This window comes from Paenarthrobacter sp. NPDC090522, from assembly GCF_044769225.1.
Lineage (GTDB): Bacteria > Actinomycetota > Actinomycetes > Actinomycetales > Micrococcaceae > Arthrobacter.
The window spans coordinates 76959-92468 of sequence record NZ_JBIVXL010000014.1; the positions used below are offsets into that span (position 1 = coordinate 76959).

Sequence of the window (15510 nt, forward strand, 5' to 3'; positions counted from 1 at the left end):
CCTGCTCCGGCCAATCGGCCGGAGCATGACGGACCCTCGAAAGAAAGACACCGTGGTCATGACCGACGTCGAGAACAAGCTCATCATTGGCACCGCCCCCGACTCCTGGGGTGTCTGGTTTCCGGATGACCCCCAGCAGACCCCGTGGGAACGGTTCCTGGATGAGGTTGCCGAATCCGGTTACAAGTGGATCGAACTGGGCCCCTACGGCTACCTGCCGAACGACCCCACCCGGCTCGCAGAAGAACTGAAGCAGCGCCACCTGCAGGTCACCGCCGGTACGGTTTTCACGGCATTCCACCGCGGTGCCAAGCAGTACGACGAAGCTTGGGAACCGGCCCGCAAGGTGGCCGAACTGACGGCGGCCATGGGCGGCGAGCACATCGTGGTTATCCCGGCCATGTGGCGGGACGACGTCACGGGTGAGGCCGTGGAGAACGGCGAACTCACGGACGAACAGTGGGCGGATCTCTTCGCCGGCCACAACCGGATGGGCAAGGTCCTCCTGGAGGACTTCGGCCTGCACCAGCAGTTCCACTCCCACGCCGACTCCCATGTTGGAGCGCAGAAGGATATCGAAACCCTCCTGGCAGCCACGGACCCGCAGTACTTGAACCTGTGCCTGGACACCGGCCACGCCGAATACTGCGGCGCTTCGAGCCTGGAACTCATCAAGAACTACCCGGACCGCATCGGCTACCTGCACTTGAAGCAGATCAACCCCGAGGTCCTGGCGGAAGTCAACGAGAAGAACATGACCTGGGCTGCCGCGAACCTGGCCGGCGTCATGACCGAGCCGCCGAACGGCCTCCCGGATCTCCGTGCCGTCATCGAAGCAGTCGAGGGCCTGAACCGGCCGATCTTCGGCATCGTGGAGCAGGACATGTACCCGGTAGCGTTCGACGTACCGATGCCCATTGCCAAGCGAACCCGCAATTACCTCCTGTCCTGCGGATCCCGTACACGGGTCCAGTAGCCAACCAAACCTCACGAAGGATAAGAAAGTGACAAAGTCTCTCCGCGTTGCCGTCATCGGCGCAGGCCGCATGGGTGCGGACCACATCAAGCGCCTCAGCACCCGCATCCACGGCGCCGAAGTGGCCGCCGTCGTCGATGTCGACCTGGCCCGTGCGCAAGCCGCCATCGAAGGCATTGACGGGGCGGTTGCCCTGGCCAGCGCCGACGAGGCGCTCAACAATGGCGACGTCAACGCCGTGCTGATCGCCACCCCGGGCTTCCTGCACGAGGAAATCCTGTACAAGGCCTTGGAGAAGGACTTCCCGATCCTGTGCGAGAAGCCGCTGACCCCGGACGCAGAGAGCGCCTGGAAGGTTGTGCAGGCCGAGCAGGCTTTGGGGCACAAGCGCATCCAGGTTGGCTTCATGCGCCGCTTCGACGCAGAATACTCGGCGTTGGGTTCCATCATCCGCAACAGCGAATTGGGGGAGCTGTTGATGCTGCACCACCAGCACCGGAACCCCACCACGCCCGAGGGCTTCACCAACGAAATGCTGATCAACGACTCCGTTGTCCACGAATTCGACGCGATCCGCTTCTTCACGGGTGAGGAAATCACGTCCGTGCAGGTTCGCTTGGGCAAGCCCACGCGCAACGCACCCAGCGGCCAGCACGATCCCCAGCATGTCCTGATTGAAACCGAATCCGGTGTACTGGCCGACGTCGAAATCTATGTCAATGCCAAGTTCGGCTACCAGGTGGCCACGCAGGCGTCCTTCGAGGACGGCATCGTGAGCATCGGTGGCGACAGCGGCCCGTACGTCCAGACGGCCGGCAAGTGGGGCGGCAACGTCACCCCTGGTTTCGAGGACCGTTTTGGTGCCGCTTACGACGTCGAGGTCCAGGGCTGGGTGGACGCGGCACTTCGCGGCGAAATCGGCGGCCCCACGGCTTGGGACGGTTATGCCACGGCAGCGTGCTGCGAGGCCGGCGTCGAGGCCCAGAAGTCCGGCGAGAAGGTCAAGGTGCAGCTCAACACCAAGCCGGACCTGTACAACTAACGCAGCCCCACCATCGCAGCGGTGGCTGGCCGGCAGTACCGCGGCCGGCCACCGTTTTCTTTCCCCAGAGACCACAAAGGAGTGCCCAGTGAAGATCGCCCTCGATCCCACACCGTTCCACCACAGCCACAGCCTGCTTGAGTTCCCCCGCATCGCTGCGGACCTTGGCTACAAGTACCTGCAGATGACTCCGCACGCGGACCTCATCCCGTTCTACAACCACCCCAAGGCAGACGATGAGCTGGTTGGCAAGCTGAAGGCATCCTGCAAGGACGCCGGAGTCGAGATTGCCTCGATCCTTCCCGTCCTGCGCTGGTCCGGCCCGGACGAAGACGCCCGTGAAGCGGCAGTCCGTTACTGGAAGCGTGCCATCCAGATCGCCGTGGACCTTGGTGTGCAGACCATGAACACTGAGTTCAGCGGCCGCCCGGAGAAGGCCGAGGAATCAGAGAGGGCCTTCTACCGTTCCATGGAGGAACTGGTGCCGATCATCGAGCGCGAGGGCCTGGACGTCCTGATCGATCCCCACCCGGACGACTTCGTGGAGGACGGCCTGGCCGCCCTGCGCGTGATCCGCGGCATCAACTCCCCGAACATCGGAATGGTCTACGTTGCCTCGCACACGTTCCACATGGGCAATAAGCCGCTGGAGATCATGCGCGCCGCCGGTGACAAGCTGCGCCTGGTGCACATTTCAGACACCATGAACCACCACGCCTCCCACGGCCTGCGCTACATCACCAACCCGCCCGGCAACGCCGTCCGCGTCCACCAGCACCTGAAGATCGGTGACGGCGACGTGAACTGGAACGAGTTCTTCGGCGGCCTGAAGGAAATCGGCTTCCTGGACAAGGCGAACACCGTCATGGTCTCCAGCGTCTTCGCCGAGGACGAGAACGCCGAGGACGTTTCCCGCTACCAGCTCAAGACGATGACGGACTACATCGCCCAAGCGAAGTAGCGCCCAAACGCAAAGAAAGCCCCTGTGACTCGTCGAGTCACAGGGGCTTTCTGGGTTTTCAGGATCAGGCCGAGAACGGGAGCCTCGGGTCTACGTCTTGGCCATCCCAGGTTTGGCGGATCCAGCCGTGGTGGGGGTCGTCGCTGATGAGCCAGTCGCGGACACGTCCAGGGCCGGCCATGACGTTGAGGTAGTAGAGGTCGTAGCCGGGGGCTGCCATGGCGGGGCCGTGCCAGCCGTAGGGGACCAGGACAACATCGCCGGTACGGACTTCCGCGGAGACGTCGATGGGACGCTCGTCCGAGGCGTACACGCGGGCATGGCCGAACGCATCGGCGTCTTCCGGGGCGGGGGAGCCGGGAGCCACGCGGGTTTCGAAGTAGTAGATCTCCTCGAGGCTGGTTTCGCCGTCCTTCTCCTCGTCGTGCTTGTGCGGCGGGTAGGAGGACCAGTTGCCGGCGGGGGTGATGACTTCGCAGACGATGAAACGGTCGGCTTCGAGTGCGGCCGGTGTGCCGAAGTTGTGCACCTGGCGGGAGCAGTTGCCCGCGCCGCGCAGTTCCACGGGGGTTTCGGCGGCGGTGATCAGGCGCGTGGGGTACCCGGCCTTTGCCGGTGCGGTTGCGACGGCGACGCGGCCGCCGTCGTTCGTGCTGATGGTGAGGGCCTTATCGATACCCGTGTAGAGGACGTCGCTTGGCCCGTGGAAAACCGACTGCCGGCCAGCGAGACTGTACGACGCGCCGTCGACCGTCACCGTGAAGGAGCCGCTCAGCGGCACCACGATGCGCTCTTCGGCAGCGGCGGAAAGTTCGACGGCGGCACCCGCGGCGAGCGTCGCAACCTTCAGTCCCGTATGGGCCCAGCCGTCGACGGCGAGGCTGGAATCGGAGGTGCCGAGGGAAACGTCCCACTTGCCGTCGGTAGCGGTTCCCAGAGGGTATACCCAGTTGGCCATAAGTTAAGTCCTTGCGTTAGCGCTGTACGAGGGTCATTTCAAAGCTGTAGGAATCAGCGCGGTACACGTGGTGGCCGGTTTCGACCATGCGTCCGGTGTCGTCCACCGCGGTGCGTTCCATGGTGACCAGGGCCGAACCCACTTCTGCTTCGAGGAGGGGAGCCTGGTAGTCGTTGGCGATCATGGCGCCGATGCGTTGTGACGCGAGGCGGAAGTTCACGCCGCCACGGCGCAGGATGGCGTAGAGGCCTTCGCTGGAGAGCTGGGCTTCATCCATGCTGGTGATGTCGTCGCGGACCCAGTTCTCCATGAGGGCCAAGGGCTTGCCACCTACTTTGCGGAGTCGCGTGAAGTGGTACACCTTGGATCCGGCAGGCAACTGCAGGGCCGTGAGTGTCGCGGCATCGGCCTCCACATGCGAGAAGCTCAGTACATCCGTGGTGGGTTTCTTGCCGTTGTTGCTGAGATCGTCGAACAGGCTGGAGAGTTCCAGAGGCCGCCGGACCTGGCTGGCGACCACCTGGGTGCCCACGCCCCGCTTGCGGACCAAGAGGCCGGCCCGGACCAGTTCGTCCATGGCTTTGCGCATGGTGGGGCGGGAGAGATTCAGTTGCGCCGCGAGATCGATTTCGTTGTCCAGGCGGCTGCCCGGTTCCAGGAGTCCGCTGTGGATCGCGGCTTCGATGCCTTGCACCACCTGGTGGTAGAGCGGCACCGGGGACGAACGGTCGATGCTGAGGCTGAGTTGGTTCGTCACTGTTTCCTCCTGGACGGCTCGAAAAGCCGGCCGGGGAGCAGGGTCACGGCTCCTCTGCCGGATGGATGAGTTTGTCCGCTCATGTTCGCTTGATAGGACATACTGCCTTTTTCTGATCATAGCAGCCGCTGTTGGGCCGTCAAGGAATTGGTCTCGCCCGGAAGTATGGCGCCGTCATAGAGAAGGGTTTACGTAAAAACATCCTAATGTCAGGACAAACTCTTGACAAAGTGTGAGGTCAGTCACCATGATCTGAGTAGTGGCTGATCCGGATACGAGTCTCCGGACACCCCAAGCTGAAATCAAAGGAGATAACGGTGGCAAGATTCTCGTGGCGCAAAGCGGCACTCGCCGCAGCAGTGGTTCCCCTGATAGCACTGAGCGCCTGTTCGAGCCAGGGCGGAAAGCCCGCAGACAACGGCGGTGGTGCTGCGGCAGGCCAGGCAGCTTCCACTGACCGCATCAAGGTCGCCCTGATCACCCACGCCGCAGCCGGCGACACGTTCTGGGACATCGTCCGGAAGGGTGCGGAGGAAGCTTCCTCCAAGGACAATGTTGAACTCCTTTACACGAGCGACCCCGAAGCCGGGCGCCAGGCGCAGTTGGTCCAGCAGGCCATCGACCAGAAAGTGGATGGCATTGCCGTCACAATTGCCACACCCGACGCCCTGAAGGACGTCCTCAAGAAGGCAACCGATGCAGGTATTCCCGTCGTCAGCCTCAACGCCGGAGAATCCGTCTCGGCAAAGCTCGGCGCCTTCACCCACTTCGGTTCCAACGAGCAGCTCGCTGGCGAAGCAGTGGGAACCAGGCTCGCTGCGGAGGGCTACAAGCACCCCGTGTGCGTCATTCAGCAGCAGGGCCACGTGGGCCTCGAAGCCCGGTGTGCAGGCGTGAAGGCCAAAGTCCCCGCAACAGAGATTCTCTACGTTGACGGCAAGGACATGACCGCCGTGCAGTCCACCGCAACGGCCAAGCTCCAGGCTTCGAAGGACGCTGACGTCATCATCGGCCTTGGCGCCCCCATCACCCTGACGCTCCTCAAGTCCGTTACTGATGCGGGCAGCTCGGCCAAGGTGGCCAGCTTCGACCTCAACGCCGAACTCGCCCAGAAGATCGTGGACGGCAACGTGATCTTTACGGTCGACCAGCAGCCGTGGCTCCAGGGCTACATGTCCGTTGACGCCCTGTGGCAGGCCAAGCGCGGCGGCTTCAAGATCGGTGGCGGCCAGCCCGTCCTGACCGGACCCACCATCGTGGACAAGTCCAACGCTTCCGACGTCCTCAAGTTCGCCCAGCAGGGCGTCCGCTAGATCCAGGAATCCGGCTGCGCGGCGATTCGCCCGCCGCGCAGCCTGACCAACAAGGAGTCATTCCTATGGCAAACACAGCAACCCTGCCGCCGGCGACATCGCCCGGTGACGAGCGGGTCGGGCGCCGGAACCCGTTCCAGAAATTCCTCGCACGGCCCGAGGTTGGCGCACTCGTTGGTGCCGTTGTCCTCTTCATCTTCTTCGCATCCGTCTCGCAGACCTTTACCCAGCCGAATGCGCTGGCTACCGTGCTCTACGGTTCCTCCACCATCGGGATCATGGCAGTGGGAGTGTCCCTCCTGATGATCGGTGGTGAGTTCGACCTCTCCACGGGTGTGGCCGTCATCTCCTCGGCCCTGACCGCATCGCTGTTTAGCTGGTACTTCTCCATGAACGCCTGGGTTGGCGTCCTCCTGGCGCTGGTGGTTTCCCTGGGCATCGGCTTCATCAATGGGTGGATCCTGGTCAAGACCAAGCTGCCCAGCTTCATCGTCACCCTGGCCACCTTCCTCATGCTGACCGGCCTGAACCTGGCACTGACCCGCCTGATCGGCGGTTCCGTTTCTTCCCCTTCGATTTCCAAGCTGGACGGCTTCGATTCCGCCCGCGCCGTCTTCGCCTCCTCCATCAGCATCGGCGGCGTGGAAGTGAAGATCACCGTGTTCTTCTGGATCGTTCTAGTGCTGATTGCTTCCTGGATCCTCCTAAGGACCCGCGTCGGCAACTGGATCTTCGCCGTCGGCGGCGACGCGAATGCCGCCCGCGCCGTGGGTGTTCCGGTGACCAAGACCAAGATCGGACTGTTCATGGCAGTCGGTTTCTGCGGCTGGATCCTGGGCATGCACAACCTGTTCGCCTTCGACGCCGTGCAATCCGGTGAAGGCGTGGGCAACGAGTTCCTCTACATCATCGCCGCAGTGATCGGTGGCTGCCTCCTCACCGGTGGCTACGGCTCGGCCGTGGGCGGCGCGATCGGTGCATTCATCTTTGGCATGGCCAACAAGGGCATTGTCTACGCACAATGGAATCCGGACTGGTTCAAGTTCTTCCTGGGCTTGATGCTGCTGCTGGCCACCATCGTCAACCTCATCGTCAAACGCCGGGCAGAACTGAAGTAAGGGGCCGGACCAATGAATGCACACCAGATCGACCAGCAGACCCTGCTGAAAGACGAGAAGGACCCCTTGACCCACACGCCCGTGCACCTGCTCTCCCTCGAAGCCGTGGGCAAGCACTACGGCAACATCATCGCCCTCCGGGACGTGACCATGGCCGTGGACAACGGCCGCGTCACGTGCGTCCTGGGCGACAACGGTGCCGGTAAGTCCACGCTGATCAAGATCATCGCAGGCCTGCACCAGCACGACGAAGGCAGCTTCAAGATCATGGGCGAGGACCGCAAGCTCGGTTCACCCCGTGAAGCGCTCGACGCCGGCATCGCAGCGGTGTACCAGGACCTCGCCGTGGTGTCCCTCATGCCGATTTGGCGGAACTTCTTCCTGGGCTCCGAACTGACCACCGGCGTGGGCCCGTTCCGCCGCATGGATGTCCAGAAGATGAAGGACATCACCAAGAAGGAACTCGCGGACATGGGCATCGACCTGCGCGACGTGGAACAGCCCATCGGCCAGCTCTCCGGCGGTGAGCGCCAATGTGTGGCGATCGCCCGGGCCGTGTATTTCGGCGCCAAGGTCCTGATCCTCGACGAACCCACCGCCGCGCTGGGAGTCAAGCAGTCCGGCGTCGTGCTCCGCTACATCCTTCAGGCCCGCGACCGCGGCCTGGGGGTCATCTTCATCACCCACAACCCGCACCACGCCTTCCCCGTGGGCGACCGGTTCCTCCTGCTCAAGCGCGGCAAGTCCATCGGCTACTACGAGAAGAAGGACATCACCCTCGAAGAGCTGACCGCCCAAATGGCCGGTGGTGCCGAACTCGCCGAGCTGGCGCACGAACTCGAACAACTCGGCGGACACTCGGACGCCCTGGAAGAAGTCAAAGCCGAAGTAGCCGACGTCGCCGATGCCGCGCCCGAAAGCACCAGCAAACGGCACTAGTTCGCCCGCGTAAGGGCCCCGGCTGATGCACGTCCGCCGGGGCCCTTCCGTGGTTTCCCTGGATTATCCGGCGAATGTCCGGAAAGGAAGTGAGACAGCATGAAAGAAGTAACCCTCGGCCTGGTGGGCGTGGGCAGGATCGGCGTGATGCACGCCAGGAATATCGTCGCGCTGAACGAGGTCCTTAACCCTGAGGGGACTCACGTGCGGCTCAAGCTGACCGACGTCGCGCACAAACACGCCAGGTCCGTTGCCGCGGACTTCGGGGCGGAGTTCCTGCCCTCGGTGGAGGAGCTGATCGCGTCCGGCATTGACGGTTTGGTGATCGCCACCGGTACGGCCACCCACCCGGACCTCATCCGGGCGGGCGTGGACGCCGGCATCCCGGTCTTCTGCGAGAAACCCGTGGCCGTCAACGTTGCCGAATCCCTCCCGGTGCTGGACTACATCCGTGAGAAGGGCGGCACCGTCCAGATCGGACACCAGCGACGCTTCGACGCAGGTTACCTGGAGGCCAAACGGGCCTACGACGCCGGTGAACTCGGCTGGATTCACTCCGTCCGCGCCGTCACCTGCGATATGACGCCGCCACCTGTTGAGTTCCTTGCCAGCTCCGGCGGTCTTTTCCGGGACTGCTCGGTCCACGACTTCGACATCCTGCGCTGGCTCACGGGCCGGGAGATCGTGGAGGTCTACGCCAAGGGCTCCAACAACGGCGACCCCGCGATCGGTGAGGTGGGCGACGTCGATACCGCCCTGGCCGTGGTGACGTTCGACGACGGCACGGTGGGAACGGTCTCGGCCAGCCGCTACAACGGGGCTGGCCATGACGTCCGGTTGGAATTGCAGGGTTCTGACGGTTCAATCCTGGTGGGGATGGACCACCAGATGGCGGTACGTTCAGCCGAGTTGGGGATCGCGTTCCCGGCCGGCGAAGCCCACAAGACTTTCGCCGAGCGTTTCCACCAGGCCTACCGCTCGGAGATGGCAGCGTTCGTTGAAGTGATCCTTGGCGAGCGCAAGAACCCCTGCACGCCGGAGGACGCTGTGGCCGCCTCCCGCGTGGCCGACGCAGCCCAGGAGTCACTCGAAACCGGCGTCCCCGTCAAGGTGCGCCCCTAAACGCTCTCTCACCGAATCCCCCTTTTGACCGATCCCTCTCTCACCGAATGCCCCTTTTGACCGGTCCCTCTCTCACCGAATGCCCCCTTTTGACCGGTCCCTCTCTCACCCAATGCCCCTATCGACCGAACGGTCTCTCATCGGCCGCAGGAGGGCCCGACGTCGGCACTCGGGTGAGTGCCGCCGTCGGGCCTTCCTGCGGTTGGCTTTCTTGAGGCAAGTGAGAGGGCGTTGGTGGGAGGGGGCGGTTTGGTGAGAGAGCGTCGCCCGGAGAGGGCGGTTTGGTGAGAGAGCGTCGCCCGGAGAGGGCGGTTTGGTGAGAGAGGGTCGGTGGCGGAGGGTGATTCGGTGAGAGAGGGTCGGTGGGAGAGGGCGGTTCGGTGAGAGAGGGTCGGACGTGGCTGACGCGGGCCGGAAGAGTCTGGGGGAAAACTCCGACCCGCGCCAGGTTCAGTGGGGGTTGTTCAGGCGATGACCTTCATCCCCTGCCAACCCGCGCCCAGGCTGATCGGCGGCACATTTCCCAGAGTTCCGCCTCCCGATCCGGGGTAGAGCCACAAGTTGTCTCCAATGCGGCCCAGGACGTCGTTCTTGCCGTCGCCACTTAGGTCCCGGGGGCCGGCGAGTGCAGTGCGCGTATTCCAGCCCGTAGCGATCTGGTTCCACTGCAGCCAACCTCCGGAGCCATTGCCCGGATACAGCCATAATGCTCCCGTATCCGTTCGGCGCGCCAGTACATCGGCTTTGCCGTCTCCGTTGAAATCGCCGGTGCTGAAGATGGCGTTCATGATGCCCCAGCCGGTGCCGACTGTGTACGGGGTGCGCTGGCCACCGTTTCCGTTGCCCTCGTACAGCCGGAGCTCACCGTTGCTGCGCCGGCCCATGAAGTCAGGGATTCCGTCGCCGCTGAAGTCGCCGGGGGAGAAGAGCTGGGTCATGGTGCTCCAGCCCGTGCTCACCTGGGTCCTTGCGCCGAAGCTGCCTGCACCGTCACCGGGGTAGAAGTACAGGATGTCCCCGGCACGGGCCAGGAGATCGTTCTTGCCGTCCCTGTTGAAGTCGCCGGGAGTGATGGTGTCCGTGATCGAGGACCACGCAGGGGCGGGCAGGGCCACCTGCCGGGGGAGGAGCCCGCCGGAACCGTCGCCCGGATACAGGTAGAGGTTGCCGGCAGTGTCCGCAGCCAGGACGTCCGCGCGCCCGTCGCCGTTGAAGTCATGGGCCGACGGCGGTCCGGCTGCGGGCACGGTGTAGGTCTGGGTTCCCGCTGCCGAGGTATTCCCGGCCGTGTCCACGCCGATGTACTTGAGCGTCAGCGTGGAGCTGCCCATGACGATCGGGGCCGTGTACTTGAGGTTGGTCGCCGATTCGGTAGCCGTGGGGGTACTTCCATTGGTGGTGTAGTAGATCGTGGCCGGCTCATTGGCGCCGAGGCTGATGGTTGCCCCACTGGCCAAAGCCCTGCCGGTGGGATTGGCAGTGATCACCGGTGCCGTGGTGTCCGGGGGCACTGTGTACGTCTGGGTAGCGACGTCGGAGGTGTTCCCTGCCGTGTCCTTGGCGTAGTACTTCAACGTCAGGGGGCCGGGGCCGTTGAAGGTGATGGGTGCGCTGTACACAAGTCCTGCTGTCAGCGGATCCGTGCCGTCCGTGGTGTATCGGATCTCGGCCGGCTCGTTGGCGGTCAGCGCGATCTTGGTTCCCGCCGCGTAGGCTCCACTGGCCGGGTTGGCCGTCACCACGGGCTTGGTGACGTCAGGGCCGGTTGAGTACGTCTGCGTGGCGACGGCGGAGGAGTTGTTCGCTGCATCCACGGCAAAGTACTTCAGGGTCATCGCACCGTTGAGGGTGATCGGGGCCGAGTACTTGGGACTGGACGTGGTGGGTGTACTTCCGTCCACGGTGTAGTAGATGGTGGCGGTCTCGTTGGTTGCCAGGGTGATGGCCTGGCCGGCGGCGTAGGTTCCGCCCGGCGGAGTGGCCGTGACGACGGGTGCAACGGTGTCTGCCGTGACGTACGCTTCAAACTCGGAAAGGCCGGCGTTGGTGGTGCCCGCACTGACGGAGGTGATGTTGAAACGTACCCAGCTCGCGGTCCGCGCCGGGAAGTTGACTGTCAGGGCTGAGCCGTTGTTTGGCAAGGCCGGGACCGCCACGGTGCTGCCGTCGGAGAAGGTAAGGTTGCCGCCGGTCACTTGGTCAGTGAGGACAGGCCTGTCCGAGAGCGTCACCGCGTTGATGGTCCGCGTGGGCGAGAAGTTGTACTGGATCCAGCTGCCGGTTTTTTCGGCGGCGGTGACCCACTCCCGGGTAGCGTCCATCGGCGCGCCCCAGAAGTACCCGTCGCGTGCCTTTTCGGGGCTCTGGGCCGCAGCTTTCTGGGACGAAGCCGTGACGGTGGTGCCCGCCAGCTTGGCTGCGTTTCCTACCCACTCGATGGCCGTGACATATTGCCGTTTGAGCCATTCGTCGTAGGGAGAGTCCGGGCAGCCCTCGCCGGGGCTGCTGCAGATGTACATGTCGAAGTCGGCGAACCGCACGAAGGTATCCACTTTGGCCGTGAGATCAGCACCCGTCACGTTCTGCGGATACTCGTCGATCACGTACGCGTCGTAGGCGATGGAGGTGTGCGGACCGGTGTAGCTCCGGGTAGCCAGTTGGGCGAACTTTGCCGTGGCCCAGTGGTCGCTGTGGTCGTAGGGGTTGTTGAAGTTCCCGGTCCAGTCCTGCGTGCGGAACGTGGTGGGCTGGAAGTTGGCCACCAGACGGTTGAGGGCGTTCTGGAACTGCGTCTTGGTGAACGTTGCTGCGTTGTCCACGGGCCGGATGGAAGAGAGGCGTCCGTCCCAGAGTTTCAGGATGCTTTGGTCGTTGTACGCGGCGCTGCCATCGCCATCGGGGAATCCGTCGGGGAGCCGCATGAACACCACGGAAATGTTGGGTGCCCCGTTGAGCGTCTGCATGGTCAGCGGCCTGTTGGGGACACCGGCGTCCGAGGTGGTCCACGAGTCGGCGACTCCGGCCATCTTGGAGTAGCTCGCACGGATGCCTGCTTCGAGGCCGCGCCAGTATGAGGCGCCTTCTCCGGCTTCTCCGGCGGTGGTGAAGACCGTCTGCACACAGCGTTTGGCCTGGATATCCCGCATGAAGTCGGGGCTGAGGAACAACAGGTCGTCGTCGGTGTGGGCCACGATCTGCATGGCCCCGCCGGTTCCGGCGCAGGGTGGGACTGCGGCGGCTGCCGGCGCGGCGCCGCCTAGGACAAGCCCGCCGAAAGCCAGAGCGGAAGTCAGCAGGATGCCAAGGAGGGAAGCGGGAGTCTTCGGATGACGGTGTGGATTGGCGGGTTTTGAACGGACCACAACAATGCTCCTTTGAGCAGACGTTGGGCCCCCCAGCCGGCGAACTTAAGACGCCCTTGCGACGTCATTCGAATGAAATTGTGCGCTCCAGGTCCCCAGAAAGTAAGGGAACTGATGCAGTGAGCGTTACTGTACTCCTCCGGGCCGGTCCTGGGTAGCTTTCCGGCACACTTTTACGAAGGCGCTGAAAGGCAGGAGACGCTCGGCGGAAGGAAGCTGGGCTGCTTCTGGGTGCCACTGCACGGACGTCACCCACCGGGCGGGATCTTCCAGTGCTTCGATGGTGCCGTCGTCGGCAATGGCTGTGACTGCCAGGCCCTCGCCGACGGTAGCCACGGCCTGGTGGTGGCCCGAAGCGATCTTGACCGTGGTGCCGTCCGTGGAGCCGTAGAGGGCAGCGGTCCGGGAGCCGGGGGCCAGTACCACGTCATGCCACGCCCACTCGCTCGCGGCGGCATCATCCGGATCCAGGCCGCTGTGCACCACGGTGGACGGAAGCATGTCCTGGATGAGGGTTCCCCCATAGAGGACATTGAGGAGCTGGTGTCCTCGGCAAATGCCAAGGAGCGGCAGACCGGCGTCGAGCGTTGCGCGCGCAACGGCCAGGTCCAGCGTGTCCTGTTCGGGGTTGACGTCGTAGACGGCTTCCACCGGTTCCTGTCCGTACAGCCTGGGGTCAAGGTCGCCGCCGCCCGGCAGGAGCACCCCGTCCAGCGCGCCCAGTTCTGTTTCCAACACGGATTCCGGGGTCAGCAGCACCGGCTCGGCACCGGCCTCGCGGAGCAACTCCACAATGAACACGAACAGTTCGTTGGCCTCGCCCACCCGGGCGTCCGGGGCGTCGGAGCTGCTGAGGCGGATGGGGACGCCGATGCGCGTGGGAGCGCCGGAAGTGTTGGTCATGCTTCATGATGCATGGGCGGTGTCCCGGGCCCCAAACGGCGGTGTAACCTTCCGGCGCACTACGCTGAAACCATGAATCCCTCCGGCGCCTTGAACCCCAGCCCCCGGACGCTCGACGTCGAAAGCGTGGTTCACTTCGACCGTTTGGTGGGGGCCGGAGCTGCTTCCATGCACGGCTGGCACGCGCAGTCCCTGGACCTCCGCGGGCGCTCACGGGAACTGCTTTCCCTTAGCCCGCAGGGTGCCATCTTCCTCGGATGCACCTTCGACGACGGCGTGGAAGAGACCCTCCGGGGCCGCGGCGCTTTGATCTTCCCCAAGCTGCGCGGAGTGCCGTTCAACCCTTACCGCGGCAGCCTCTACACCGCACAGGAACTCTACGAAGACATCTCCGCCACTGAGTACGAGGACACGCTGGATGCCAAGGTCTACCAGTGGAGCATCCTTCCGGGCCAGCGCTCAAGCCTCGATGCGACGCTCGCCGCTGCACTCCATGACCACGCGATCGGCGACGCCCTGGATGAGGCGCTCCAGAACGGGGCCTTCCCGGGTTCCACACTGGTGGGAGTCATGGGCGGCCATGCTGCCCAACGCGGCACCCGGGAGTTCGCTGATGCTGCCCGACTGGGACGCCTCCTCGCGCAGGCCGGTCTCACGGTCGCCACGGGCGGCGGTCCCGGTGCCATGGAAGCGGCCAACATGGGTGCGTACTTGAGCGAAACGCACGACGACGACTTCCGCGCGGCGCTGCAGGCGCTCGCCGGCGTTCCGGGGTTCAGGCCGTCGGTGACGGCTTGGGCGCGCGAGGCCGCCGCCGTCGTCGAACATCATCCGGAAGGCACGGCCACGCTGGGCATTCCCACCTGGTTTTACGGTCATGAGCCACCCAACCTGTTTGCGACGCACATCGCCAAGTACTTCGCGAACGCCATCAGGGAGGCCATCCTTTTGGAACTGTGCAACGGCGGAATCGTGTTCCTCCCGGGCTCGGCCGGGACCGTGCAGGAGATCTTCCAGGACGCGTGCGAGAACTACTACGGTGCGCCGGAAACCGTCACGCCCATGGTGCTGGTGGGACGCGAGCACTGGGAACGGAGCTTCCCCGCGTGGCCCATGCTGCAAAGCCTGGCCGCGGGAAGGCCCATGGCTGAACGGATCTTCCTGGTGGACACCGTGGAGGAAGCGGTGGACATCGTGGCCGGACGGGCCGGGCGTCCTGTAAAGGAGCGCTAGAAGTCCTTGCTGCACGGACCGGAGCCGAGCTTGGCCAGGCCCGTCAGGTCGCCGGCCGCGTATTGGCGCACCCATGAGGCTTGGTCGTACATGAGCTGGCGGGGATCATCCACGTGGTCGAGGCCCAGGACGTGTCCCAACTCGTGCATGATCACTGCCACGCCGATCTCCCTGCCCTGGGAGGACCCCATGATGCCGGCGAACTGCGGCGCATCCAGGGACACCGTGCCGGTGACATAGGCCTTGTAGCCGTTACTGAGTCCGATCGACGAACTGCCACCCAGCCCGACGGTCTGGCCCGTGAGCCGCGGGACCTGCTCCGGGGTGGTCCAGGCAATCAGGACGGGAGCCCAGCGGTCGCCGTACATCTCAGGCTGGTAGCCGGCCCTGTTGCTGGTGGGCTGCTCCGAGCTGGGGCCGTCGTAAACGAAGTGGAGTCCCGTCGCCAGGCTGGCCTGCCGCACAGCCTCCTCGACCAAGGACTGCCAGGACGCGGGAGCCAGAGTCGAGTTCACCACGTAATGGATGGGGCGGCAGGGGGAGTAGGCCACGGGTGTTCCGTCCGTCTTGACCGCCAGGAAGTTGTAGGCCGTACTGCTCCGCTGCAAGGGCGCGGGCGTGCCCAGGGGAGCGTCGGCCTCCTCCCGCCCCGGAACCGGGTCTTCCCGTTGGCCGAACGGCAGCACCCCCGGGCGCGGGGACTGGCTTTGCGGGGCGGACGAACCCCACAGCGGCTGCAGGTCTCCGCCGAAATAGGCACCTGCGCAGACCAATCCCAGGACCCCGAAAAAGAAGAAGACCGCGGCCACGGTGCGGTGCCTGATCT

At 64.4% G+C, this 15510-nt stretch carries 13 protein-coding genes; 8 read left to right on the plus strand and 5 right to left on the minus strand.

Annotation, left to right across the window (positions count from 1 at the left end):
* Positions 1 to 58 precede the first annotated feature (58 nt).
* The 3 genes from ACIQT2_RS17480 to ACIQT2_RS17490 all read left to right on the plus strand — a co-directional run bounded on the left by ACIQT2_RS17480 (position 59) and on the right by ACIQT2_RS17490 (position 2979).
* Entirely contained in the window at positions 59 to 976 is a 918-nt protein-coding gene (locus ACIQT2_RS17480) for a sugar phosphate isomerase/epimerase family protein (protein ID WP_402948985.1), read from the plus strand.
* A 28-nt stretch (positions 977 to 1004) separates the two neighbouring features.
* On the plus strand, positions 1005 to 2018 hold the full coding sequence (locus ACIQT2_RS17485) for a Gfo/Idh/MocA family protein (protein ID WP_402948876.1): 1014 nt from the start codon (positions 1005 to 1007) through the stop codon (positions 2016 to 2018).
* A gap of 88 nt (positions 2019 to 2106) precedes the next feature.
* The gene (locus tag ACIQT2_RS17490; RefSeq protein WP_402948879.1) at positions 2107 to 2979 is read left to right on the plus strand and encodes a sugar phosphate isomerase/epimerase family protein; all 873 of its coding nucleotides are present in this window, start codon (positions 2107 to 2109) and stop codon (positions 2977 to 2979) included.
* Positions 2980 to 3043: 64 nt separating this feature from the next.
* Here ACIQT2_RS17490 and iolB read toward each other — a convergent pair whose 3' ends face one another.
* Positions 3044 to 3937, minus strand: a complete 894-nt coding sequence (gene iolB, locus ACIQT2_RS17495; protein ID WP_402948883.1) for a 5-deoxy-glucuronate isomerase — start codon at positions 3935 to 3937, stop codon at positions 3044 to 3046.
* Between the two features lie 16 nt (positions 3938 to 3953).
* Positions 3954 to 4694 carry a GntR family transcriptional regulator gene (locus tag ACIQT2_RS17500; RefSeq protein WP_402948890.1) on the minus strand — a complete coding sequence of 247 codons (741 nt, stop codon included), beginning with the start codon at positions 4692 to 4694 and terminating at the stop codon, positions 3954 to 3956.
* A gap of 317 nt (positions 4695 to 5011) precedes the next feature.
* Here ACIQT2_RS17500 and ACIQT2_RS17505 point away from each other — a divergent pair, with 317 nt between their 5' ends.
* From ACIQT2_RS17505 to ACIQT2_RS17520, 4 genes are all read left to right on the plus strand, one after another.
* Positions 5012 to 6007, plus strand: coding sequence for a substrate-binding domain-containing protein (locus tag ACIQT2_RS17505; RefSeq protein WP_402948893.1), 996 nt, complete (start codon positions 5012 to 5014; stop codon positions 6005 to 6007).
* Positions 6008 to 6072: 65 nt separating this feature from the next.
* Positions 6073 to 7125 carry an ABC transporter permease gene (locus tag ACIQT2_RS17510; RefSeq protein ID WP_402948896.1) on the plus strand — a complete coding sequence of 351 codons (1053 nt, stop codon included), beginning with the start codon at positions 6073 to 6075 and terminating at the stop codon, positions 7123 to 7125.
* Positions 7126 to 7137: 12 nt separating this feature from the next.
* Positions 7138 to 8064, plus strand: coding sequence for an ATP-binding cassette domain-containing protein (locus ACIQT2_RS17515; RefSeq protein WP_402948897.1), 927 nt, complete (start codon positions 7138 to 7140; stop codon positions 8062 to 8064).
* Between the two features lie 99 nt (positions 8065 to 8163).
* Complete coding sequence (locus tag ACIQT2_RS17520) at positions 8164 to 9186, plus strand: Gfo/Idh/MocA family oxidoreductase (RefSeq protein WP_402948899.1); 1023 nt, start codon at positions 8164 to 8166, stop codon at positions 9184 to 9186.
* Between the two features lie 464 nt (positions 9187 to 9650).
* Here the strand turns inward: ACIQT2_RS17520 and ACIQT2_RS17525 are convergent, their stop codons facing one another.
* Positions 9651 to 12548: a chitobiase/beta-hexosaminidase C-terminal domain-containing protein gene (locus ACIQT2_RS17525; protein WP_402948902.1), complete on the minus strand. Its 2898-nt coding sequence runs from the start codon at positions 12546 to 12548 to the stop codon at positions 9651 to 9653.
* Between the two features lie 126 nt (positions 12549 to 12674).
* Positions 12675 to 13451, minus strand: coding sequence for a gamma-glutamyl-gamma-aminobutyrate hydrolase family protein (locus tag ACIQT2_RS17530; RefSeq protein ID WP_402948905.1), 777 nt, complete (start codon positions 13449 to 13451; stop codon positions 12675 to 12677).
* 72 nt (positions 13452 to 13523) lie between these two features.
* On the opposite strand from ACIQT2_RS17530, the gene ACIQT2_RS17535 reads away from it, so the two are divergent.
* A complete protein-coding gene (locus tag ACIQT2_RS17535) occupies positions 13524 to 14684 on the plus strand; it encodes an LOG family protein (protein WP_402948907.1) in 1161 nt (386 codons plus the stop codon).
* Here the strand turns inward: ACIQT2_RS17535 and ACIQT2_RS17540 are convergent.
* Complete coding sequence (locus ACIQT2_RS17540; RefSeq protein WP_402948910.1) at positions 14681 to 15493, minus strand: matrixin family metalloprotease; 813 nt, start codon at positions 15491 to 15493, stop codon at positions 14681 to 14683. The two genes, ACIQT2_RS17535 and ACIQT2_RS17540, sit on opposite strands and share 4 nt — an antisense overlap.
* Positions 15494 to 15510: the final 17 nt, after the last annotated feature.